The following is a 23,064-nucleotide window of genomic DNA, read 5'->3' as shown; positions in this document are numbered from 1 at the left end:
TATTATTTAAAAAAAATTAAAGGATTAGTTTCCTAAAATTTTCACATTATCTAAATGATATCTGGTAGTAGCTACAGGATCTGATCCTTCGTAAAAAAAACCAATATTAATATCGCCATCTAAACAAGAAATATTTATTGGGCCAACTGTATTAAAAGTTCCGAAAGAATTTTTAGGTCCTGTAGGAATTACAGCATCTAAACGTAACCAAGTTGCCGTTGTTGGATCTCCCGAATAATTAGATGAAACAAATACTGATAAATTTGTACCTGTAAAATAACTAGCCTGAATGTCAAAAAACAACTCTTCTCCTGTTGTATTATCCATATTAATTGTTGGCGTAACTAACCAAACATTAGCATCTGACTCATCTGAATTGAAGGCTGAAATTCTAGAATAGGTACTATTAAAAGAATCTAAAAACCAATCTGTAGAAGTACCATCAATATTAATATTGTCCCAACCTTCTGAATCGTAAGAATTAAATCCCTCAAAATTTTCAGAGAATAACACTGTTTCTCCACCAGAAGTCCCAGAACATTCTAAAACCAAAGGATCACACCTTGTATCATCTGTAAAATCGATATCTGAAGGAGTATTAATGATAGCAACCAAAAATTCGGATGTGTAATCTTTAGACAAAACCCCTTTAAAAATTCCTTTTCCTTGAGGAACTACATTAGATTTAAAACTAGCAAATGTACTTGTTTGTAATTGAATAGTAGCTTCTGTTTCGCACTCATAAATAGTTCTAAATCCATCGTACTCATCATAAGACTCTCCTGCAAAAGTTGTTGTTAAATCTGATTTTAAAAATTGACTAGACGTTAATTGAATCATTGTATTAATATGTGCGTCTGTAATATCTTGTAATTGAATAGCTGTGGGTACAATATCTACAATTGTAGCAGATCTCCAAATATGATTTTCTATTTCTGTTGATGGTATATCATAAACTTGACCTCCATCTAAAACTCCAAGAACGTATTTTCCTGGAACTCCATTTTCTGGATTTATGGAACCTATACTTTCTCCATCATCATAAGAAACAGATAAACCATCTAATTTTATGTAAATTTTTCTACCAACTTCGTAAGTTTCACTTAATGAAGTTTTATTTAGCACAATTTCTAAACCTGCTGTTGGATTTTCTGGCTTGTCTTGTACGATTAATTTTTTGTAAAAATTACCTGTAGCATCAGTAGAAACTACATAAGCTTCTACATAAGTAGGATTGTCTTCATTTTCATAAAAAGTATAAACAACATTTTCTGAAGAATTATATTCTTGAATTAATGCAGATTGAACTGCCAAAAGATTAGAATTTGCTGTAATATCTGGTTCTACTACAATAACATTTGGTACTGCAAAATCACTATCTGCTACACAAGAAAATACTGAGAAAGCTATTAATAATGATAAAAATCCGTAAATTTTATTTGTTTTCATAATTGTTTTTTTTTTTTAATATTTTTTATTTAGAAACTATAGCTTACGTTTAAGAAGTAATTTGTTCCTCTTCCAAACCAATATTTGTTTCCAAAAACGGGTGTATCTAATTCTTTATCTGCTTTTAATTCTCTATAATTTGCATTTCTACCTTGTTCAAAACCTCCAGATTTATATTCTGTATTAAAAATATTACCAATACTTGCAAAAACACTAATGTATTGATTTCCAGTTTTCCAAGATTTACCACCAATCATATTTACTACCATATAACTACCAAATTTTTCTTGTTGTAGTAGCTCTCTGGCAATTTCCTCATCATAATCATTAAAAGGGATTCCTCCATCATCTGCAAAGTTTGATGTTCTGGTTAAAGGAGCAATATCTACATAAGTATTATCGAAAAAATTTGCTGTAGCACCAACATACCAATAATCTGGATCTCTATATTCAAAACCTAATGAATAAGCTGTCTGTGGTCCTGCAGCTAACTTATAGTTTTCTAGGTTTGCTTCTCCAAAATCTTTACGACCATCTACAAAACCAGCGTCTTGAGAACGTGTGTTGTTTTCTGTAGTTAAATATAAATTTGGATTGTTATTGTAAGTATACTGACCAAAGTTACCTGCCGCTTTTAATTTAATTGTTGGTGTAACTTGTGCTTCTATACCAAATTCAGCACCAAAATGTTTTTTATCTATACCCGATAAAACTTCTTGTACAAAGGCTGTATTATCGCCTCCAATTCCATCAGCAAAGAAAAAAGAGATTTCAGTTGCATCTTGCACATCAATATAATATCCTGTTAATTTAGCCTGTACAATTGGACTTCTATAAATGTAACTTACATCAGTAGAAATTATTTTTTCGCTTGTTAAGTTATCTACAGTGTTGTTATTTTCTCTAGAATTCGAAAAAGAGTTTCTTAAATTGGGTGCTTTAGTTAAATAACCTGCATTAAAATCAAATAAATGACGCCCTGTTAATTTATAAGTTAAGCCTCCTTTTACACCAAAATTTGTAAATGATAATTTTTCTGATTTGCCTAAAGAATTGTCTGCAAAACCTCCATTTTGAAACAAACCTTCTCTTTGATGTGCAGTTCTTGATATATTTGCCGCTAAATAATAATCTACTTTATTGTATTTAAATTGGCTTTGCACAAAACCATCAATTACACTAGAATTTAAATCGAAATTGTATTTAAATTTATCTCCTTCGCCTACAACATTTAAAGGATTTAATAAATCATTCTGTTTCTCATTGAAAGTATCTGCAAAAGAATCTGCATCTAAATAACCTGTACCGCCTAATAAATCGATTACTTCTGCAAAATTTTCTGATTTTAATTGAGTGTATTGTAATCTTCCGTTTACAGTAATATTCTCAGAAATTTCGTGTGCTAAAATACTATTGATGGTTAATTGCTTATCATCATTTCTATCTTCATATAAAACATAAGATGAATTACCACCATTTGCAGAATTTAAATTGGCATTATATAAACTACTCCAATTTAATTGACCATCATTTAAAAAGTTTTGCTGAATACCGTAAATATTAGCATAACCTTGTCTTAAACCATAACTTGGTAGTTTTTGATAATAAGTAGGATCTGGATTAGAAGCGCCAAGATTAACGATGTATGGATTTCCATTTCCATCAACAGCAGTTCCATCTACTCTAGTTCCATTATTATCTATTCTACTATTACCAGTTCTACCAAATTGATAAGAAATATTTGTGTTTATAGATGTCTTATCATTCAAAGTCCAATAATGATTTAACATTAAAATTGGTTCAAATACCTCTTTTATACGAGAGTTTCTCATTTGCCCTCCTTGATATCCCCAGTAAGAATTATAAGCTATACCTTTTAAATCGAAAACTTCTTGTGTTTGCGGGGATGATTTACCTCTTCTGTTAAAAGCAGTAATAGAAGTGAAATTTATGCTATGTTTTTCGTTAAATTTCTTTTCTACGGATGCAAACATAGAATTTGCATTATAACTTGTACCATCTACAAAACCTTCTATCGCAGACCTTCTACTTGCAGCAAATGTATAAGCCCAACCATTTTCTGACAAACCAGAAGAATGAGAAACCATAAGCCTATGCGCATAACTTCTATTAGATGAAGAGTAAGAAACTTTAGTACCTGTTCTTTGTTCAGAAGCTCTAACATTCATATTCGTTGAACCTAACACACCACCAAATGTATACGCAGAAGGTGTTAAACCATTACTAAATTCTTGGTTTCTTAGAACATCGTTTAAACCACCCCAGTTGCTCCATTGTGGTCTTCCGCTATACAGTTTATTCATATCTATACCATTAATAAGCACCTTGGCATTTTCTGAATCTAAACCTTTAATTCTAAAAAAAGAAGAACTAAACTCATAAGCAGCAGTTCTTAAATAAAGATCTTTAGAGGCTTGCAATAAACCAGAAATATTATCTGCAGCACTAGCATCATCATTTAATTCATCATCTGTAATGGTAATTAAACTTAAATCTTGGTCTTCAGTTATATCTTCATATAACTGAATTCGACCTAAATCTATGGTATCTTCATTTAATTCAATCGGGAAATTTTGAGTTTCATAACCCAATAATTTTATCTCTAATATATAAGATCCGTTTGGTATATTTTTTATTACAAATACTCCATCAGCACCTGTTTCTTGATTTAACGTAGTACTAATAACAGTTACCAAAACACCATTTAGAGGTTTTTCAGAATAGCTGTCTGTTACGACTCCTTTTACAATATTCTGAGCGTTTATTCCTGTAAAAAAGAATAGCATCACAAATATTGATAAAACAATTTTTTTCATAAATAATTTATTATATTTTCTTATTATTTTTGTTAAAAAATAGATGTAAAATTAACACTTTTTATGTTAGTCTTACCTCAACATAAAACGATATATTTTTTGGCTTAAAATGTATTGCTTGATCTTACTTGCCTAAATATAATCAAAATGAAAAAATACATTCCTTTTTTAATATTTCTTTTTCTTACATTTTTTACTACTCTCGCTCAAAGCAAGCAAAAACAGTACAACATTAGAACACTTGCTTTCTACAACTTAGAAAATCTTTTTGATACCATTAATGATACTACTATTAATGATGAAGCCAGCCCAATGATGGAATTAAAATCTGGCAGATCTAAAGTTTATTGGGATAAGATTGATAAATTAAGTTCTGTTATTGTACAAATTGGTGCAGATAAAGCAAAAACTAGTCCTGCTCTTATAGGCGTTTCTGAAGTAGAAAACCTAAGCGTTTTAGAAGATTTAGTAAAGTCTAAAAATTTAAGAAAAAAAGGATATGGTATTATTCATTACGATTCGCCAGACAAACGCGGAATTGATGTAGCCTTATTGTATCAAAAAAAATACTTTAAACCCGTATTCCATGAAGCTTTTAACCCTAAAATTTATAGGAATAACTATCCTGTTTATACAAGAGATCAATTATTAGTTTCTGGTTATTTAGATGATGAATTGATTCACGTTATTGTAAATCACTGGCCTTCTAGAAGTGGTGGTGAAGCTAAAAGTAGACCTTTGCGTGAAAAAGCAGCGTATCAAACCACAAAAATCATTACACAAGTACGTGAAAGAGACCCAAATGCTAAGATTTTAATTATGGGCGATTTTAACGACGACCCAATAAATTCTAGTTTTAAAAAAGTTCTAAAGACAAAAGCTAAAAAGAAAAATGTAGACTCTTTAGATATTTATAATCCTTATGAAGAATTACATAAAAGAGGTTTTAACACTTTAGCTTATAGAGATAATTTAAACCTTTTTGATATGATTTTAATTTCTTCTCCACTTTTAGATAAAGGCGAAAAAGATTTTTCTACTTATAAAATGTTTCAAGCAAAAATTTTTAATAAACGTTTTTTAAGTGATAAAAAAGGCAAATTTAAAGGTTACCCTTTTCGAAGTTTTTCTAACGGAGGTTATACTGGTGGCTATTCTGATCATTTTCCTGTATATATGTATTTGATTAAGGAAAAGAAATAAACATAAAACTAATTTATTATATTATAAAAAAACCTCCAAATGGAGGTTTTTTTTATTTGTTATGTGCAGATTTATTTTCTACAATAAATAATCTGTACTAATAAAGTTAGAAGTTTTCTTATCTAATAATTCTTGTAAAATTGCATTATTGTATTCTGTATCTTTTGATGCTACAAAAGTTCTAATAGAAAAAGAACGTAAAGCATCGTGTACACTTAAAGTACCTACAGCAGAATCTTTTCTACCTGTAAAAGGGTATACATCTGGTCCTCTTTGCGCAGCACTATTTAAGTTTACTCTACATACCAAATTAACTAAAGTATCTATTAACGGCGCTAAAGTTTTTACTTCGCTACCAAATACACTTACTTGTTGGCCGTAATTAGATTCAGCCATATCATCTAAGGGTTCTTGAATATTTTTAAAAGACACTACAGGAATTACAGGTCCAAATTGTTCTTCTTGATATACTCTCATATCTTTAGAAACAGGATATAAAACCGCTGGAAAAATATAATTCTCAGTAGTTTCTCCTCCTTTTTTATTGATAACCTTTGCTCCTTTTTCTGTTGCATCATCTATCAACTCTTGAATATATGCAGGTTTTCCTGGTTCTGGTAAAGGTGTTAGTTTCACCCCTTTTTCCCAAGGATTTCCAAATTTTAAAGCATCTACTCTTTCTGCAAAACGTTTTTTAAATTTATCTACAATATGTTCATGCACATACAATACTTTTAACGCTGTACAACGTTGCCCATTAAAAGAAGTAGAACCTGTAATACACTCATCAATAGCCAAATCCAAATCTGCATCTGGTAAAACAATAGCTGGATTTTTTGCTTCTAAACCTAGTACCAAACGTAATCTATTTTTATACGGATGATTTGCCTGAATTGCATTTGCAGACTTACTATTACCTATTAAAGCTAAAATATCAACTTTACCAGTTTTCATTATTGGTGTTGCCAAAACACGACCTCTACCATAAATGATATTTACAACACCTTCTGGAAAACTGTTTTGAAAAGCTTCCATTAATGGCGATAATAATAAAACTCCGTGTTTTGCAGGTTTAAAAACAGTTGTATTCCCCATAATTAAAGCAGGAATCAACAATGCAAAAGTTTCATTTAAAGGATAATTATAAGGACCTAAACATAAAACAACTCCTAATGGTCCACGTCTAACATGAGCATAAACTCCACTATCTTTTTGAAATTTAGCAGAATCACGATCCATTTGTTTGTAATCTTCAATAGTATCGTAAATATACTCTATAGTTCTGTCGAATTCTTTCTGTGAATCTGGTAAAGATTTACCAATTTCCCACATTAATAATTGTACAACCTCATCTCTTTTGGTTTTCATTTGCTCTGCAAACTCTTCCATACAAGAAATTCTGTCTGCAACACGCATTGTTGGCCATAAACCTTGCCCCTTGTCATAAGCTCTATAAGCCGAATTTAAGGCTTCAATAGCTTCGTCTCCAGTTAAATTAGGTACAGTACCTAACAATGTTGGTTTGTATTTTTCTGTTGATGAAATAGTAGAATATACTTCAGAAAATTCTCCTTTCCATTCTTTTAACTCTCCGCTTACTAAATATGTCTTTTGATGTTTTAATTCCGAAATTTTAAACTTTTCTGGAATTTCTTTGAAATTGTTTTTCATTTGAAATATTTAAATTTTATACAAAAATTTGAAATAATTTTATCTAACGAAATTAGCGAAAAAGAATGTAAGAAATCCTTTCTGCACTTTAAATTCACGAAAACCTTTGCGCAAACAAGTCTTAGTTTGCATTAAAAATCAACATCAAAAAAAAGAAAAAAAACTTTTAAATTACTCTAAAAAAAGTCTGTAAAAAACTAGAAATATGTACTTTACACTAAAATACCATCAACCTAAAAATTAAATTATTTTTTTAAAATAAACTTTCTAGAAGAACTTTTATCTGTTCCTGGAAAATCTTTAGGCAACTCTTGAGTAACTTTTCCTTTAGCAGCCCATTCTGTACCTCTTTGTAATAAAGTAATTAAATCTACGGATGAAAAACCGATTTCATCATGCCCTAAAGTGGTATGAAAGATTCTCCCCTTCTTATATTTAATCGTCATTACTACTGGTTCTTTTTGACCAGAATCTAAAGGTTTTTTAGTTGATACTGCAGTTGCTAAAATTTTTACATTTTCAGCTGGCCCTCTTAAATATGCATAACATTCATCTGCAGCGTGCATCCATTGTTTTGGGAAACCTTTTGTTATAGGATGTTTAGCATTGTACGTTGTTATTAAAAATGCTTCTTTTTTGCCATGTGCACCTCCACTTCCTGAAGTGAAGTCTTTTATTACTTTATTATTTTTATCTACATATAAATACGGACCATGTTTCTCGGTTCTACCTCCCCAACCACCTATTCCAATCATTTTATTATAGGCCAACCAATTAGGAAAACAGTTATCAGCTGCATGAACACTCACAAAACCTCCACCTTTTCTAACAAATTTCTCGAAATTTGCTTGAGTTTCTTCTGGCCAAGGAGCTGCTTTAAATCCAAAATTTGAAATAACTACGTCGTATTTAGCAAAATCTGGACTAAAATCTGGATCTGTTTTAGGTTTTCCTTCAACTCCTTCAGAAACATTTGCATAAGATAACCAGTCTTTTTTAGACGTACTATTAAATAAGTATTTTGTTCGTGCAATATCTACAGCAAACAGTTCTGTTTCTTCTAAATATTGTTTTATCATTATCGTTGATTTTGGCCAGATAAAATGGTTATTTTGACCATCAACAATCAAAACCTTTATCTTATTATTCTGTCCAAAACACGATGTTAAAGCAATAATACTTAAGGTAAAAAATAATTTAAACGTTTTCTTTTTCATAACAATCTTTTTCATATTTAACCTTAATCTTCTAATTCTCTTATCCAAATATTTCGATAACTTACTCTGCTATTATCTCCATGATCTTGCAGTAATAAAGGTGCTTTACTATGTGATTTGTAAGGAGGAGTTCCTCTGTAAACAGTTGGTCCTTCTAGAACTACATTATTATGAATTAAAATACCATTATGTAAAACTGTAAATGTTGCTTTTCTAACTACATTTCCATCTTTATCAAATTTAGGCTCCATATAAATAATATCGTAAGTATTCCATTCTCCACTTTTAACAGAAGCCATAGCCAAAGGAATTGCTCTTTTATATAAAGACCCAACTTGGCCATTTACGTAAGTATCATTATTGTTATTATCTAATACTTGAATTTCATAACGGCTCTGTAAAAATATTCCACTATTGGCCCTACTCTGACCTTTTCCTTTAATTTCTGCAGGCGATTTCCATTCGATATGTAATTGAATACTACCAAAAGACTTTTTCGTTTTAATATTACCTGCTTTGTTTTTCACAGTCATACTTCCATCCGAATTTAAAATCCAAAGTTCATCAGATTTCTGTGGATTTGCGTTTGCCCATTCATCAAAATTAGAACCATTAAAAAGTACAATCGCATCACTTGGAGCTTGATTGTTATCCGCAGGCATTACAACAGGAGGTTTTGGCTCCCAAATTTCAGTAAGTTTTGGATCTACTTTATTATTTTGAGCAAAGGCTACTGATGAAATCAAAAAAAAGAAAAGAATTTTTCTCATAATTAAATACCTAAAATATTCTTTAACTGTTGCTCATCAATTGCACCGCCAGCAAAATCATCAAAAGACTTTTCTGTAATATCTATTATATTTTTTTTGATAAAAGATGCGCCTTCTTTTGCACCTTGTTCTGGTGATTTTATACAGCATTCCCATTCCATTACAGCCCAAACATCGCAATTGTATTTTGTAAGTTTAGAGAATATACTTTTAAAATCTACTTGGCCATCGCCTAAAGATCTAAATCTACCTGGTCTATCTTGCCAATCTTGATAACCACCATAAACTCCGCTTTTACCTGAAGGATTAAATTCGGCATCTTTTACGTGAAACATTTTTATATGTTCATGATAATAATCGATGTATTTTAAATAATCGAGTTGTTGCAATACAAAATGACTTGGATCGTATAAAATGTTTACTCTTTTATGATTTCCTGTAGCTTCTAAAAAACGCTCGAAAGTAACACCATCGTGCAAATCTTCTCCTGGATGAATTTCATAACAAACATCTACTCCATTTTCATCAAAAGTATTTAAAATAGGTTCCCAACGTTTTGCCAATTCTTTAAAACCCATATCTACCAAACCAGCAGGAGCTTGTGGCCAAGGATACATTGTATGCCACATTAACGAACCCGAAAAAGTTCCATGAGCATTTAAGCCAAAATTCTTACTAGCAATGGCACAGTTTTTTAATTGTTGCACTGCCCATTCTGTTCTTTTTTTAGGATTATTTCTACATTCTTCTGGTGCAAAACCATCGAACATACTATTGTAAGCAGGATTTACAGCCACTAATTGCCCTTGTAAATGCGATGCTATTTCTGTAATTTCTAATCCGTGAGCATTTACAATTCCTGTAATTTCATCGCAATATGTTTTACTTTCTGCTGCTTTATCAATATCGATTACTCTTTTATCCCAAGCAGGAAGTTGAACACCTTTATAACCTAAATCAGCAAACCATTTACACAATGCATCTAAAGTATTAAATGGTGCTTCATCACCAGCAAATTGGGCTAAAAATACTGCAGGTCCTTTTATTTTTTTCATAGTTTTAATCCGTTAGTAATTGATAAATTATTTTGATTTTTCTAATTCTTCTAAAGTCCAGTAATCTTTTCTTTTATTACGCTGTCTTGTTTTCCCTACATCTCCCCAACTACTTACAGCATCTTCATCATTTAACTCTCTAATGTAAGTTAGTACATCAGCTATCCATATATTTTCATTATCCTTTAAAGGCATCATAACTCCGTAATCTACACCATCAACTTCGCCAATTAAACCGTTTAAAACCAATTTAACTAATTTGGTTTTATCACCTTTTACACGTTTACTACCTATTAAAGTTGGTGCAACTAAAGAACCATCTTCTTTAGGCAATCCTTTTAAATCTGGCCCATGACAGGTGATACACAATTGATTGTAAATATCATATCCTCTTAAAACACTTGTTTTACTTGGCTTATCTTTAATTCTGATTTTTAATGCATTTAAGACTTCATCATCTTTCTTTAAACTTTCTTTTGTAGAATGTGCTATTGATATGTTTTCTTCATATTTTTCTTGAAGCTTTTTTAATAAGGATGTAGATTGCTCTGTATCATTATATCTTAAACTTAAAGCCAATTGATTTACAACTTCTACGGATGCATCTTTTGCTAAAACTTCAAAGTAATTAAACAAATCAGTTTCTCCATTTTCAATAAATCTTTCGCTTAACCTAATGGCAGTTATTCTAACTCTTGGATCTTTATCAGAAAATTTTTCTATGATTAACTCTTTATCAACTTCACCTAAACCTTCTAATGTCCATAGTGCGTGAATTCTTTCTAATCCATAATCTTTAGAGTCGTCACCAAACCATTTTTGTATAAATCCGCCTTCATTATCTCTACTTAATTCTTTTAAATCAGGAATAATTGAAAGATCTTCTTTTAAAATGATAAGCTTCTGAGCAGTATTTCTATGCCATCCATTTTTATGACCTAAATATTCAATTAACTCTTTAGCACTTTTATTTAACAAGGTTGGATTTTGATCAGGCTCAAAATCTTCGTGAACAATTCTATAGATTCTTCCTTTACCAATATTTTTATCTAATTTTTTACGTTTTATAACTGGTCTTATTGCACTTCCTTCTCTTGTCCAATTACTTTCTTGAATAATTCCTCTATACATATCTACTACATATAAAGTTCCATCTGGCCCGGTTTGCGACCAAACAGGTCTAAAATTTAAATCTGTAGAACCTAAAAACTCTGTTTCGTGATAAGCATTCTTTAAAACTTTTAATCCATTATCATTGGTAACTTTTGCTCTCCTGATAAATCTACCAACTGGTTCTGGAATAAATAAATCGCCATACATATTACTTGGTAACTTATGCCCTCTAAAAATTTCTTGACCTGCAACTCCCGTAAAATGATTTAATGTACCATCTTCTTTTAATCTTCTTGGACCACCTTGAACATCTGGTGTACCCACAATTGGCCAAGTTATATTAAAGCCTTCTTCTAAACGTTCTTTAGGACTAAAATCTCCATATTGTGCAGGTTGCCCAAAACCATAAGCAGGGTTTTCTCCTCCAGCAGTTGAATAATACATAATACCCATATCATCTTGAGTTAAACCCCATTGACCTCTTGGCATATGACTTATCTTTTCTGATATTACTGTGTCTTTTTTAAACTTAAATCGAACAGGATTATAAGTGGTATACACGTAATTATCTAAATTCCACAATAAACCACTTTGCTGATGTTCTAAATTACCACCTCTTCTAGCTCCATAACCATACACTCTTTTCTTAGTATCTGCAACTCCGTCTTTGTTGGTATCCTTATAAAACCATAAATCGTAAGAATCGGTTTCATTTACAACTAGCTCTCCATCACCAAGAGGTAAAATCATTCTTGGCAACATTAAACTATCAATAAAAACAGTGCTTTTATCCATTTTACCATCTCCATCTGTATCAATTAATTGCTTAATTTTACTAATTGATCTTTTTGTACCTGTACCATCAATATCTTGCATATAGGTATTCATTTCTGCAACATATAATTTTCCATCTCCATCCCAAGCAAGGGTAACAGGCTCATCTATCATTGGCTCACTTGCTACCAACTCAATTTTATAACCTTCTGGTAAATAAAAAGAATTTAAACTTTCTTCTGGTGATTGAAAAGCCGAAGATGCTTCTTTTACAATTTTAGGTTTTACATATTCTTTATCTATATAAACCTTTTCTTTTTTACTGCAACTTACAGCGAGTATTGTAGTTGCAATTAAAGCAAGCTTGATATTATTTTTAGTTTTGTATTTTAACATTCTATATTTTAAAGAGTTGTCCAAGCAGCGTTATTTTTATCACTAGAAACAGCAGCATAAATAAACTGCATACCTCTAACACCATCTTTTATTGTTGGGTAATCTGGTTTTTCGATAATCTCATTATTCTTTACAGCCATTAAATGCGTTGCGAAGTTTTTATATATCGTTGCAAAAGCTTCTAAATATCCTTCAGGATGACCAGCAGGAATTCTAGAAACATTTAAAGCTTCTGGATATAAATCATTCCCATTTGGCGTAAATATTTTTACAGGCTCTTCTAACCAATGTGTTATTAATTCATTCGGATTTTCTTGATGCCACTCTAAACTTCCTTTTTTACCATACACTTTAATCGCTAAATTATTTTCTTCGCCCAAAGCAATTTGAGAAATAGACATTGTTCCTTTTGCGCCATTTTCCATCCTTAATAATAGGTTTCCATCATCATCTAAAACTCTATCATCACCAAAAACACCTAAATCTGCAGCAATTTCATCAATCTTTAAACCTGTAATATATTCTACTAGATTTTCTGCGTGTGTACCAATATCACCTAAAGCACCTCCTATTCCAGATTTTTTAGGATCTGTTCTCCAAGAAGCCTGTTTTTGCCCTGTTTTTTCTACGGATGTTGATAACCAACCTTGTAAATACTGAACTTGAATTTTTCTAATTTCACCCAAATCTCCATTAGCTACCATCGCTTTTGCTTGTTTAACCATAGGATGACCTGTGTAATTATGCGTTAATGCAAAAAGCTTACCCGATTTTTTTTGAACTTCCTCTAACTCTAAAGCTTGCTCTATAGTTAAAGTCATTGGTTTATCACAAACCACATGAAATCCATTTTCTAAGGCTAATTTTGCTGGTTCAAAATGCATATGATTTGGAGTAACAATAGCAACAAAATCCATTTTAACATCTTCAAGAAGTTGTTTTTCTGTTAAAATCATCTCTTTAAAACTAGCATAACATCTATTCTCTGCTAAAAACAAATCTTTACCAGATTGAATTGATTTATCAGCATTACTACTAAATGCACCACAAACTAAATCGATCATTCCATCTATAGCTGCTGCTTTTCTATGCACATCACCTATAAAAGAACCAATTCCTCCACCAATCATTCCCATTCTCAATTTTCTACTCATTTTCTACGTCTTTGCTATTTTATTTTTTTTATTCATGTAAAAGTTTAATCCTAAAAAGGCGACAATTAAAATTGCAGGCAAAATAGACATTGTTCTTAATGCCTCATTTACACCTTCATTATCCATTAAATTTCCCATTATTGGCAATACTAAAGAAACAGAAAACATACCTGCACCACCCATTATAGATAGACCTAAGGCGCCTGTTTCTGGTAAATATTCTGCAACAAAACCTAACATTGTTGGCCAAAAGAAAGTAACACCAACAGCAAAAATACCTGCAGAAACAAAAGTCATTCCTCCAGAAGTTATGGTTAATAACCATAAACCAATAAATGTAAAAATTGCTGAGAACAATAACATTCCTGATGGTTTTAATTTATGAATTGCCCCACCTGCAAACAGCCTTCCTAAAGCCATAATTCCGTTTATAAAAGCTAATACTAATAAAGGCACAGCTACTGTTTCTTTTAAAAGTGATTCTATTCTTTGTGTAGTTCCTAGTTCTGATGCTGCTGTTAAAAACATACAAAAAACCATAAATAAAAACAGAGGTTTACCAATACTCGAAAACATTTTTTTATTTGATACTCCCATTTGTACTCTTTCTGTAACAGGAAATTTTTGACCGAAAAACATTACTCCATAAATAATTACTGGTACAAATAAAGTACCAACCATAATTTGCCAACTCAAACCTAAAACATCCATAACCAGCCAACCTACAATTGAACCAATTACAATACCACCAGGAAACCAAACGTGAAAACGATTTAACATTTTGGTTTTACTATCAGAATACATAGATGTTATTAAAGGATTAAGTGCTGCTTCTACAAATCCATTTCCAATACCTACAAATAGTGTTGCTATAAAAAGTGAAGTCATTGAATCTGCCATAATTGTTAAAACAATACCAACAGCATGTGTAATAAAAGCGAACCAAGTTATTTTTTTTATCCCTAGAAAATCAACTAAAGGACCACCAATAATCATTGCAATTGTAAAACCAAAAAATGCAGGTGCAAATGCATAACCAATTTCTTCTAATGTTAAACCGACACCTTCTTGTCCAAAAACGGTTTCTAATCTTGCTCTAATTGCAAACGTCATTGCAGTAGTAATTAACGCTAAACAACTCGCTAAAAATAACCTGCTTTTATTAATATTCTCCATAATGTAATTATTATTAATTTTTAAAAGTGATTATTTTCTCTATCAAAACAATTAGGATTAAAAAAAATATCCTTTTGGAAAATTAAATAATAAAAAAACATTAGATGTTTATTTTTATTCAGTGAAAAAAATTAAACAAATAATAATAAAGTTAAAATGTAGTGTTTTTAAGATTTTAAAAATCTAGTTTTATATTGATTTGGCGAACATTTTTCGTGCTTTTTAAACACTGTAGAAAAATACTGACTTGTTGCAAAACCACACATATATGCAATTTCTGTAACCGTTAATTCTGGCTGTTTTTCTAGTATTTTTTTTGCCATTTCTAATCGCTTAATACTAAGATATCTCATAGGCGTTAAATTTGTAAGCTGCTTACAGTGATGTGTAAATCTTGTAAGACCAACTCCTGCAGATTGCGCCATTTTTTCTATAGTCCAGTTTTCTGACACATTTTTATCTAATTCTTTTAAAAAGAATTCTACACTTCTAGAACTATCTGTTAACGCCTCATTTAAAACAATATCTTCTGTTTTTAACAAGTCTAAAATTAAGATTAATAAGTAATTAATCAGCAAACGAATTCGAGAAGCATTACTTCCATTATCATCTGTATTAATAGCTGTATTTATTCTTTTAAAACAAGCTCTAACTCTTTGATCTGCTTTTAAAATTGATTTTTCATTGTGCCTTAAAATCATTGTTAACTCAGCTAAATCTGTATCTGTTAAAGTTATCCAATCTGGCCAAACCCAGTCTTGATGAGGTCTACGGACGCCTAAATCTAAAATTACCCAATAAAATTTTCCCATTCCAATATTTGGATTTCCAACTTTATGAGCTTCCCAAGGACGTGTAATCGTTAAATAATTTGGTGTTAGCAAAACCTCTTTACCTTCTTGTGAATATGGCATAGAACCAGATTCTAAAAAATGAAATTCTATACCTTCATTTCTATGCCAATCTAAACCCCAATCTTGAGGCTCGTTGGCATCCCAATACCCCATACTATTCAAACCAAGCGTGTTATCATCTAAACGATCTCCTGGATAAGAATGTCTAGCCAATGCTTTAAATTTTAACTTTTTTCGATCAAAAGCATCAATAAGTGGCAAACAAGTATCTACGTGATATACAATTCCGTCTGCTTTATAAGGTTCTATCTTAAAATGCTCTAACACTTCCATAATCCGTTTTAATTTTATTTGAATTTAAAAAAATACACATCGAAAAAAATCACATTCTTTCTTTGTATTATTTTCGCTTCTTTTATCAATTTATTTTGATGAAATTTAAAGAGTAAAAATCAACCAAAAAATAGATAAATTATTAATGCTTATAAAATTACAAAATTAGAATTAAACAAAATATAATGTTCAAAATTTTTCAATGAATAAATACACACATTATAATCGTTCTAAAATATCATATTTGTACTTTTCGATTAAAAATACTTTAAATGACTAACCCAAAAATTAAATTTGCTTTTTTATTCTTTACATTCCTTAGTTTCTTGTCTTATGCACAAGTAAAAATTTCTGGAAAAATTGAAAACAACAATCAAGAACCTATAGAAAATGCTGCTATTCTGCTAAACCCTTCAGATAAAGCTACAACATCTGATGCATCAGGAGAATTTACCTTTAATAATATTACATCTGGCAACTATAAGGTTTCTATCTTAGTTTTAGGTTATAAAAAATTAATACAAGAAATAGAAGTTAAAAATGTAGATTTAAATTTAAACTTTACTATTGAAGTTGATGTTTTAAATTTAGAATCTGTAGTAATTACAGGTACTTTTGACCCAAGGTTAAGTTTAGAGTCTAGTACATCTATAAGTGTTTTAAATCAAAAAGACATTCAACAGAATTATCCACAAGGAACTGCAAGTTTATTACAAAATATTTCTGGAACTTTTACAGATACTTCTGCAGGTGAAGTGTACACCAAAGTATATACAAGAGGAATTTCTGCTTCTGCAGAAGACGATATGGGTTGGTATTATGTTTCTTTACAAGAAGATGGTTTGCCTGTAAGTTTAATTCAGCATTCTTATTATAGTCCAGATTTATTTCAGAGAGCAGATTTAATGACAGAAAGAGTTGAAGCGATTCGTGGTGGAAGTTCTGCAATTACAGCAATGAATGCTCCTGGTGGAATTTATAATTTTAAATCGAGAGGAATTCAGCAAGAATTTGGAGGACAAATACAAGCTTCTAGAGGTTTTCAAGGTGGTGATAATGCTATGGAAAGAATTGATGCTGTTTTAAGTGGCTCTTTTGGAAACGATTGGTTTTTTAACATTGGTGGTCATTACAGAAGAGATGATGGAGCAAGAGATGCTGATTTTAAATTCAGTAAAGGAGGTCAATTAAAATTTAATATCATTAAAAAAACAGACAAAGGAAGCTTTAAATTTTATGGTAAATTCTTAGATGATTATACCAATCGTTACACAGGTGTTGCAGCTACAAATTGGGATAATCCTACAGCTGCTTTTGGTCAAGATTTTAGAAATACTTCTTTGTTAATGCCCGATTTTGATGGTAGCATTCCTGATGGAAGAAACCTTGCCAATAATGGTAAAATTAATTTTAATCCATCTCAAGGAGTTTACGCAAAAGACATTGCTTTTGGTTTTGATTTTTCTAGAGAATTTGGTAATAATTGGTCAATTAAAAACAACTTAAAGTATTCATCAAAAAAAGCAAATTGGCAAACTTCTATTAGCAACGCTTTTGTTTCTTTAAGCAATCCTTTAGCATATTTTATAACTGGCGCACAGTTTCCTGTTGGACAAATCGTTTTTAATGATGCGCAATCTGGTGCAGAAGTTGCAAGAGTAGATAATTCTGGAATTCTTACAGGCCAGCCTTTTCAATACATTAGTGGTTCTTTACCAAATGATGCAATTATGGGTACTTCTGCTTGGTACAAAGACAATAATTCTGATGAGTTTATGAATCAATTAATCCTTAGAAAAAAGACAAAAAAACACGACATTAATTTAGGTTCTTCTTTAGGTTATGCAAATACAACACATTTTACATCTGGTACTTTTGGCTTTGTTACTTATGAGCCAAGTCCGAGAATGTTAGCAGTTACTTTAGAAAATCCAGGGCAACCTACAATAGCACTTTCAGATAGCAATGGTTTAAGTAATTATGGTGGATTATTCTTTGTAAATGCAGAAGCAAAAGTATTACAATTGGCTGCTTTTGCAAACGATCGTTGGTCTATTTCTGATAAAATTCACTTAGATTTAGGTTTACGATATGAAACAATAAATCATAAGGGTAGTAAAGATCGTTTTGCTCCTTTTTCTCAAAATGGAGGTATAGATGGCAATGCTACTACTGATTATGATAATGGTGTTTTAACCTCTACAGGAGACCAAGATAATTTTGATTACAATTATAAATACTTGTCTTATTCTGCTGCAATTAATTATAAAGTTGATGAAAATACCGCCATTTTTGGAAGATTTTCTAAAGGAAACAAAGCACCAGAATTAAACTATTATTTCAACAATTTTTCTAATGTGCCTATCAACCAAAAAGGAACAATTCAAAAAGTAATTCAAACTGAAGTTGGTCTTAAACTTAATGCAAAGCAATTTGCTTTTACGGGTACTGCATTTTGGAGTAAATTAAAAGACGTAGGTATTGCAAATTTTGAATTTGACGACTCAAATAATAGCATTTTTTACACGCCAATTCTTTTCAATTCTTCTGATACTTATGGTTTTGAATGGGAAAGTGTTTATACGCCTTTCAATTTTTGGAAGTTTAGTTTTAATGGAGTTCTACAAAACCCAAAAGCTACAGATTGGAAAATTTACGATGCAGCTGGTAGTGTTGATACTTCTGATGATTCAGTAATCGACTATTCTGGAAACACACTTCCTTTTAATCCAAAGTTAATGTTTAATTTAGGAACTGATTTTCAAAAAAATAAAGTTTCTGCATTTTTAAAATGGCAATATTTAGGTAAAAGACAAGGTAATGTTGCTAACGGATTTGAATTAGCAAGCTACAGTGTTTTTAATTTTGGTACGGGTTATAAAATCAACAAAAACTTATCTGCAAATTTAATGGTTACCAACCTTTTTAACTCTGATGGTTTGGCAAACTTTTTTGGTGATAATAGTTTTGGAGCTAATGCCAATGGAGCAACCCCAGAGTTTGTTGCTGCAAATCCGGATGATAGTTTTATCGTTTTCCCTGTTTTAAGAAGACGCTTATTGTTAAAGTTGAATTACAGCTTCTAATTAACGATAAGTTCCTAATATTAGAACATTTGTACATCTCGAAACAAGGTTGTTTATATACTTTTAATCCGAACTAAAGACATATTAACAACCATGAGAAAATTTATGCTTTTGTGCAGCCTAATTTTACTAATTGCTTCTTGTAAAAGAGAAGAAGTAAAATTCTCTCAAGCTGCAGTAAAAAAGGAAATGAAAAAGAAAGCTAAAAACTATTTGCCATTTACTCATATTGAGCTAAATGATCTTTCTGGATTTAAACCAACAGGTAAAAACTGGAAAATAGTTGGAGATGTAATTGCAGATCGTACAAAAAGAAGAACAGTAACTTCTTCACCAGGCTCAGGTATACTTCTTAATACTAATGATGCCAAAAAAAATAAAAACCTTTTTACTTCTTTTGATCATGGCGATATTGAACTAGAATTAGATATTTTGGTGCCTGCACAATCAAATTCCGGAATTTATTTTCAAGGTCGATATGAAGTGCAAATCTTTGATAGTTGGAATAAAAAGCAGCCTAAATATGGAGATATGGGTGGTATTTATCAACGTTGGAACAAAACAGCACCAAAAGGAAAAGAAGGTTATGAAGGAACATCACCAAGAATAAATGCAGCAAAAGCACCAGGTCTTTGGCAACATTTAAAGGTTATTTTTCATGCACCAAAATTTAACAAACAAGGCAAAAAGATAAAAAATGCTTGGTTCGAAAAAGTTTGGTTAAATGGAGTTTTAATACAAGAAAATGTAAGCGTAACTGGTACAACTCGTGGAGGTGTAAATACAAACGAAAAACCTAGAGATCCTTTAATGATTCAAGGAGATCATGGACCAGTTGCTTTTAAAAATATTAAATACAAATTATACGAAGGCAATAAATTTAAATTAAGTAGACTTAAAAGAGCTGAGTATAAAAGCGTAAAAAACAAATTAGAAAATTTAGATACTTTTCCGCTTGTTAAATCAGAAAAAACAAAAACATTTACACTAGCTGATGTTACCACTAAGAAAGACAAAAAAATGATTATTTATACAGGAGTTTTAGAAATTCCTGAAACTGGTAAATATCTTTTTGATGCGCACAATGGTGGTGTTTCTCAATTATTTTTAGATGATAAATTATTCATCAATATGAGAGGTAGCAATATGCGAAATGCCTACATTAAAACAACTCAATTAAAGAAAGGTAAAATTCCTTTTAAACTGATATACAATCAAAATGCACCTTGGAAACGTGGTTTTACTTTAGAAGTAGAAGGGCCAGGAATGCAAAAATATTCGTTGCAAGAAAATGCAGATTGGATGACCAATGATTTCGATCCGCTTAAAGGAATAATTATAGAACCTAAAGATAAACCTGTAATGCAAAGAAGTTTTGTGGCTCACAATGGCGTAAAACACACACATTGTATTTCTGTGGGTACACCTCAAGGCGTGCATTATTCTTACAATTTAGCTACAGGATCTCTATTAAAAGTTTGGGATGGCTCTTTTTTAAACACAACCCATATGTGGTTATCTCGTGGTTACGAACAATTAGGAGAACCTATAGGTTTTAAAGTCTCTTTACATGGCGATTTAGAATTTGCAAAACTTGAAAATGAAAATACACTTTGGCCAATTCCTTTGCCAGAAAACAAAGGTTTTAAGCAATTAGGCTATGAATTAAATGAAGACAGAATGCCAACTTTTTCTTACGAAATAGATGGTACAACAGTAACAAATAGTTTTACAATTCCAGAAGGCAATCGTCAATTAAACAGAACAATTACCACTTCTAAAGCTAGAGATTTATGGTATAAAATTGCAGAAGGAGAAAGCATAAAAACTTTAGCAAACCAAACTTATATTATTAATAATGAAAGTTATTATATCGATTTTTCTGCAAATAAAGATTTAACTCCGATTGTTAGAACAGTAGATGGTAAAGACGAATTAATCGTTAAAATACCAAATGGAAGTAACACTATTAACTACAGTATAATCTGGTAACCAAAAACAATTAATCATGCAAAAATTAAAAACAATTTTAGTAGTAGCACTAGTTTTATGTATTGATCAAGTTTTTTTTGGTCAATCTAAATCTATCAAAGAAAAAGAAGCAGAATTTTATAAAATAGTAGATGTACCCATTCCTGCTGATGTTAAATTAGAAGTAGGTGGTTTAGCGTTTACAGATGATGATAAATTAGGCGTTTCTACAAGGCGTGGTGAAGTTTGGTTGATAGACAAACCTTATGGACAATCGCCAAAATACAAGCTATTTGCTAATGGTTTACACGAAGCTTTAGGTTTAGCTTATAGAGAAGGTAATTTCTATTTATCTCAACGTGGTGAGTTAACAAAATTAGTAGATAAAAATGGAGATGATGAAGCTGATCTTTACAAAACTATTTTTTCTTGGCCTTTATCTGGTAATTATCACGATTACTCTTATGGTCCAAAATTTACAGAAAATGGAGATATGATTGTAACTCTAAATTTATCTTGGCAAGGTGGAGGAAAAAGTACAGTAAGATGGCGTGGTTGGATGTTAAAAATAACTCAAGATGGTAAAATGACACCAATTGCAACAGGCTTAAGATCTCCTGCAGGATTTAACATAAATCCAGAAGGTGATATTTTTTATACCGAAAACCAAGGAGATTGGGTTGGTTCTGGTAGGATGACGCATTTAGAAGTTGGTGATTTTGCTGGGCATCCAGAAGGTTTAAAATGGAGCAACGATCCATTATCTCCTTTAACTTTAAAACCTGAAGACATTGAAGATAACTCTGGTTTAACATTATACGAATATTCTAAAAAAGAAAAAGAAGTAAAAGCACCAGCAATTTGGCTTCCACACACCATTTTGGGTATTTCTACTTCAGATATTTTATATGATACAACCAAAGGTAAATTTGGTCCTTTTGAAGGACAACAGTTTATTGGAGATCAAGGTCACAGTAAAATTATGCGTGTGTATATGGAAAAGGTAAATGGTGTTTATCAAGGTGCTGCTTTTCCTTTTAGAGAAGGATTTTCATCTGGAATTTTAAGAATGATTTGGGGTAGTGATAATAGTATGTTTGTTGGTATGACAAGCAGAGGTTGGGCATCAACAGGTAAAAAAGAATACGGTTTACAACGTTTAGAATGGACAGGTAAAACGCCTTTCGAAATTAAAACAATGAAAGCTCAGAATGATGGTTTTGAATTAGAATTCACAAAACCTATCAACAAAGAACAAGCAGAAGATGTTTCTAATTATAATATGGCAACGTTTACTTATAAGTATTATAAAACGTATGGAAGTCCAATTGTAGATCAACAAAAAGCAATGATTCATAAAGCTGAAGTTTCTGAAGATGGTTTAACTGTAAAACTTACTGTTCACGGAATGCGTTTAGGATTTATTCATCAATTAGAAATTCCGAAATTAACAGCTAACACAGGCGAAAAATTATTACATAAAAAAGCCTATTACACGTTAAATGAAGTTCCTGGTGGCGAGTTAAAATCGGTGCAAATGGAAATGAAAAAATCTGACAAAAAAATCGAGCAACCAAAACGAACTACTTCTATGCCTCACGAATGGGGAGAAGCTGGCGCAGATGAAAAAGTTACCATTGGTACAATACCTGGATTAAAATACGATGTAGAAGAAATTACCATAAGCAGAAACAGAAAAATTGAATTAACATTAAATAATAATGATGATATGATTCATAATATTGTAATTACAAAACAAGGCAAGGAAACACCTTTAAAAGTTGGTGAAATGGCGCTTAAATTAGGTCTTGATGGTCCAGATTTAAACTATGTTCCTTTTAGTGATTTAGTAATTGCACATTCTGGAACTGTTGGCCCAGAAGGTTCAGAAACGATTTACTTTACATCGCCAAGTAAAGCTGGTGAATATTGGATAGTTTGTACTTTTCCCGGTCATTCATTTACAATGAGAACCAAATTAATTGTAAAATAAATTAATATTCTT

14 protein-coding genes are annotated in these 23,064 nt (G+C 31.2%); 4 read left to right on the top strand and 10 right to left on the bottom strand.

Going from position 1 to position 23,064, the window contains the following annotated elements:
* Positions 1 to 24: 24 nt before the first annotated feature.
* Both BW723_RS07230 and BW723_RS07225 read right to left on the bottom strand, forming a co-directional pair.
* The gene (locus BW723_RS07230; protein ID WP_068356801.1) at positions 25 to 1,449 is read right to left on the bottom strand and encodes a DUF5689 domain-containing protein; all 1,425 of its coding nucleotides are present in this window, start codon (positions 1,447 to 1,449) and stop codon (positions 25 to 27) included.
* 29 nt (positions 1,450 to 1,478) lie between these two features.
* Positions 1,479 to 4,286, bottom strand: a complete 2,808-nt coding sequence (locus BW723_RS07225) for a TonB-dependent receptor (protein ID WP_068356804.1) — start codon at positions 4,284 to 4,286, stop codon at positions 1,479 to 1,481.
* Positions 4,287 to 4,433: 147 nt separating this feature from the next.
* On the opposite strand from BW723_RS07225, the gene BW723_RS07220 reads away from it, so the two are divergent.
* Positions 4,434 to 5,489 (top strand): endonuclease/exonuclease/phosphatase family protein, encoded by a 1,056-nt coding sequence (locus BW723_RS07220; protein ID WP_068356806.1) that lies wholly within the window; start codon positions 4,434 to 4,436, stop codon positions 5,487 to 5,489.
* 78 nt (positions 5,490 to 5,567) lie between these two features.
* On the opposite strand, the gene BW723_RS07215 is transcribed toward BW723_RS07220, so the two are convergent.
* From BW723_RS07215 to BW723_RS07180, 8 genes are all read right to left on the bottom strand, one after another.
* The gene (locus BW723_RS07215; RefSeq protein ID WP_068356809.1) at positions 5,568 to 7,160 is read right to left on the bottom strand and encodes an NADP-dependent glyceraldehyde-3-phosphate dehydrogenase; all 1,593 of its coding nucleotides are present in this window, start codon (positions 7,158 to 7,160) and stop codon (positions 5,568 to 5,570) included.
* A gap of 245 nt (positions 7,161 to 7,405) precedes the next feature.
* Positions 7,406 to 8,377 carry a ThuA domain-containing protein gene (locus tag BW723_RS07210; protein WP_068356965.1) on the bottom strand — a complete coding sequence of 324 codons (972 nt, stop codon included), beginning with the start codon at positions 8,375 to 8,377 and terminating at the stop codon, positions 7,406 to 7,408.
* Between the two features lie 23 nt (positions 8,378 to 8,400).
* Positions 8,401 to 9,147, bottom strand: coding sequence for a 3-keto-disaccharide hydrolase (locus BW723_RS07205; protein WP_068356812.1), 747 nt, complete (start codon positions 9,145 to 9,147; stop codon positions 8,401 to 8,403).
* 2 nt (positions 9,148 to 9,149) lie between these two features.
* Positions 9,150 to 10,202, bottom strand: a complete 1,053-nt coding sequence (locus tag BW723_RS07200) for a sugar phosphate isomerase/epimerase family protein (RefSeq protein ID WP_068356815.1) — start codon at positions 10,200 to 10,202, stop codon at positions 9,150 to 9,152.
* Between the two features lie 27 nt (positions 10,203 to 10,229).
* Entirely contained in the window at positions 10,230 to 12,485 is a 2,256-nt protein-coding gene (locus tag BW723_RS07195) for a DUF7133 domain-containing protein (RefSeq protein WP_076686458.1), read from the bottom strand.
* An 8-nt stretch (positions 12,486 to 12,493) separates the two neighbouring features.
* The gene (locus BW723_RS07190; RefSeq protein WP_068356821.1) at positions 12,494 to 13,639 is read right to left on the bottom strand and encodes a Gfo/Idh/MocA family protein; all 1,146 of its coding nucleotides are present in this window, start codon (positions 13,637 to 13,639) and stop codon (positions 12,494 to 12,496) included.
* A 3-nt stretch (positions 13,640 to 13,642) separates the two neighbouring features.
* Positions 13,643 to 14,815, bottom strand: coding sequence for an MFS transporter (locus BW723_RS07185; protein WP_068356824.1), 1,173 nt, complete (start codon positions 14,813 to 14,815; stop codon positions 13,643 to 13,645).
* Positions 14,816 to 14,982: 167 nt separating this feature from the next.
* Complete coding sequence (locus tag BW723_RS07180; protein WP_068356827.1) at positions 14,983 to 16,002, bottom strand: helix-turn-helix transcriptional regulator; 1,020 nt, start codon at positions 16,000 to 16,002, stop codon at positions 14,983 to 14,985.
* A gap of 272 nt (positions 16,003 to 16,274) precedes the next feature.
* Between BW723_RS07180 and BW723_RS07175 the strand changes: the two genes are divergently transcribed.
* The 3 genes from BW723_RS07175 (at position 16,275) to BW723_RS07165 (ending at position 23,052) form a co-directional block, all read left to right on the top strand.
* The gene (locus tag BW723_RS07175; protein ID WP_068356830.1) at positions 16,275 to 19,088 is read left to right on the top strand and encodes a TonB-dependent receptor; all 2,814 of its coding nucleotides are present in this window, start codon (positions 16,275 to 16,277) and stop codon (positions 19,086 to 19,088) included.
* 93 nt (positions 19,089 to 19,181) lie between these two features.
* Positions 19,182 to 21,080 carry a 3-keto-alpha-glucoside-1,2-lyase-like domain-containing protein gene (locus tag BW723_RS07170; RefSeq protein ID WP_068356833.1) on the top strand — a complete coding sequence of 633 codons (1,899 nt, stop codon included), beginning with the start codon at positions 19,182 to 19,184 and terminating at the stop codon, positions 21,078 to 21,080.
* 16 nt (positions 21,081 to 21,096) lie between these two features.
* The gene (locus tag BW723_RS07165; protein WP_068356835.1) at positions 21,097 to 23,052 is read left to right on the top strand and encodes an auracyanin family protein; all 1,956 of its coding nucleotides are present in this window, start codon (positions 21,097 to 21,099) and stop codon (positions 23,050 to 23,052) included.
* Positions 23,053 to 23,064 lie beyond the last annotated feature (12 nt).

Source organism: Polaribacter reichenbachii (assembly GCF_001975665.1).
Taxonomy (GTDB): Bacteria; Bacteroidota; Bacteroidia; order Flavobacteriales; family Flavobacteriaceae; genus Polaribacter; species Polaribacter reichenbachii.
The sequence above is the reverse complement of the archived record's forward strand: the minus strand, read 5'-3'. Positions and strand labels throughout refer to the sequence as shown.

Excerpts from the sequence above, each read along its gene's own strand:
- BW723_RS07230 (WP_068356801.1), bottom strand. The coding sequence starts at position 1,449 with ATGAAAACAAATAAAATTTACGGATTTTTATCATTATTAATAGCTTTC.
- BW723_RS07225 (WP_068356804.1), bottom strand. The coding sequence starts at position 4,286 with ATGAAAAAAATTGTTTTATCAATATTTGTGATGCTATTCTTTTTTACA.
- BW723_RS07220 (WP_068356806.1), top strand. The coding sequence starts at position 4,434 with ATGAAAAAATACATTCCTTTTTTAATATTTCTTTTTCTTACATTTTTT.
- BW723_RS07215 (WP_068356809.1), bottom strand. The coding sequence starts at position 7,160 with ATGAAAAACAATTTCAAAGAAATTCCAGAAAAGTTTAAAATTTCGGAA.
- BW723_RS07210 (WP_068356965.1), bottom strand. The coding sequence starts at position 8,377 with ATGAAAAAGAAAACGTTTAAATTATTTTTTACCTTAAGTATTATTGCT.
- BW723_RS07205 (WP_068356812.1), bottom strand. The coding sequence starts at position 9,147 with ATGAGAAAAATTCTTTTCTTTTTTTTGATTTCATCAGTAGCCTTTGCT.
- BW723_RS07200 (WP_068356815.1), bottom strand. The coding sequence starts at position 10,202 with ATGAAAAAAATAAAAGGACCTGCAGTATTTTTAGCCCAATTTGCTGGT.
- BW723_RS07195 (WP_076686458.1), bottom strand. The coding sequence starts at position 12,485 with ATGTTAAAATACAAAACTAAAAATAATATCAAGCTTGCTTTAATTGCA.
- BW723_RS07190 (WP_068356821.1), bottom strand. The coding sequence starts at position 13,639 with ATGAGTAGAAAATTGAGAATGGGAATGATTGGTGGAGGAATTGGTTCT.
- BW723_RS07185 (WP_068356824.1), bottom strand. The coding sequence starts at position 14,815 with ATGGAGAATATTAATAAAAGCAGGTTATTTTTAGCGAGTTGTTTAGCG.
- BW723_RS07180 (WP_068356827.1), bottom strand. The coding sequence starts at position 16,002 with ATGGAAGTGTTAGAGCATTTTAAGATAGAACCTTATAAAGCAGACGGA.
- BW723_RS07175 (WP_068356830.1), top strand. The coding sequence starts at position 16,275 with ATGACTAACCCAAAAATTAAATTTGCTTTTTTATTCTTTACATTCCTT.
- BW723_RS07170 (WP_068356833.1), top strand. The coding sequence starts at position 19,182 with ATGAGAAAATTTATGCTTTTGTGCAGCCTAATTTTACTAATTGCTTCT.
- BW723_RS07165 (WP_068356835.1), top strand. The coding sequence starts at position 21,097 with ATGCAAAAATTAAAAACAATTTTAGTAGTAGCACTAGTTTTATGTATT.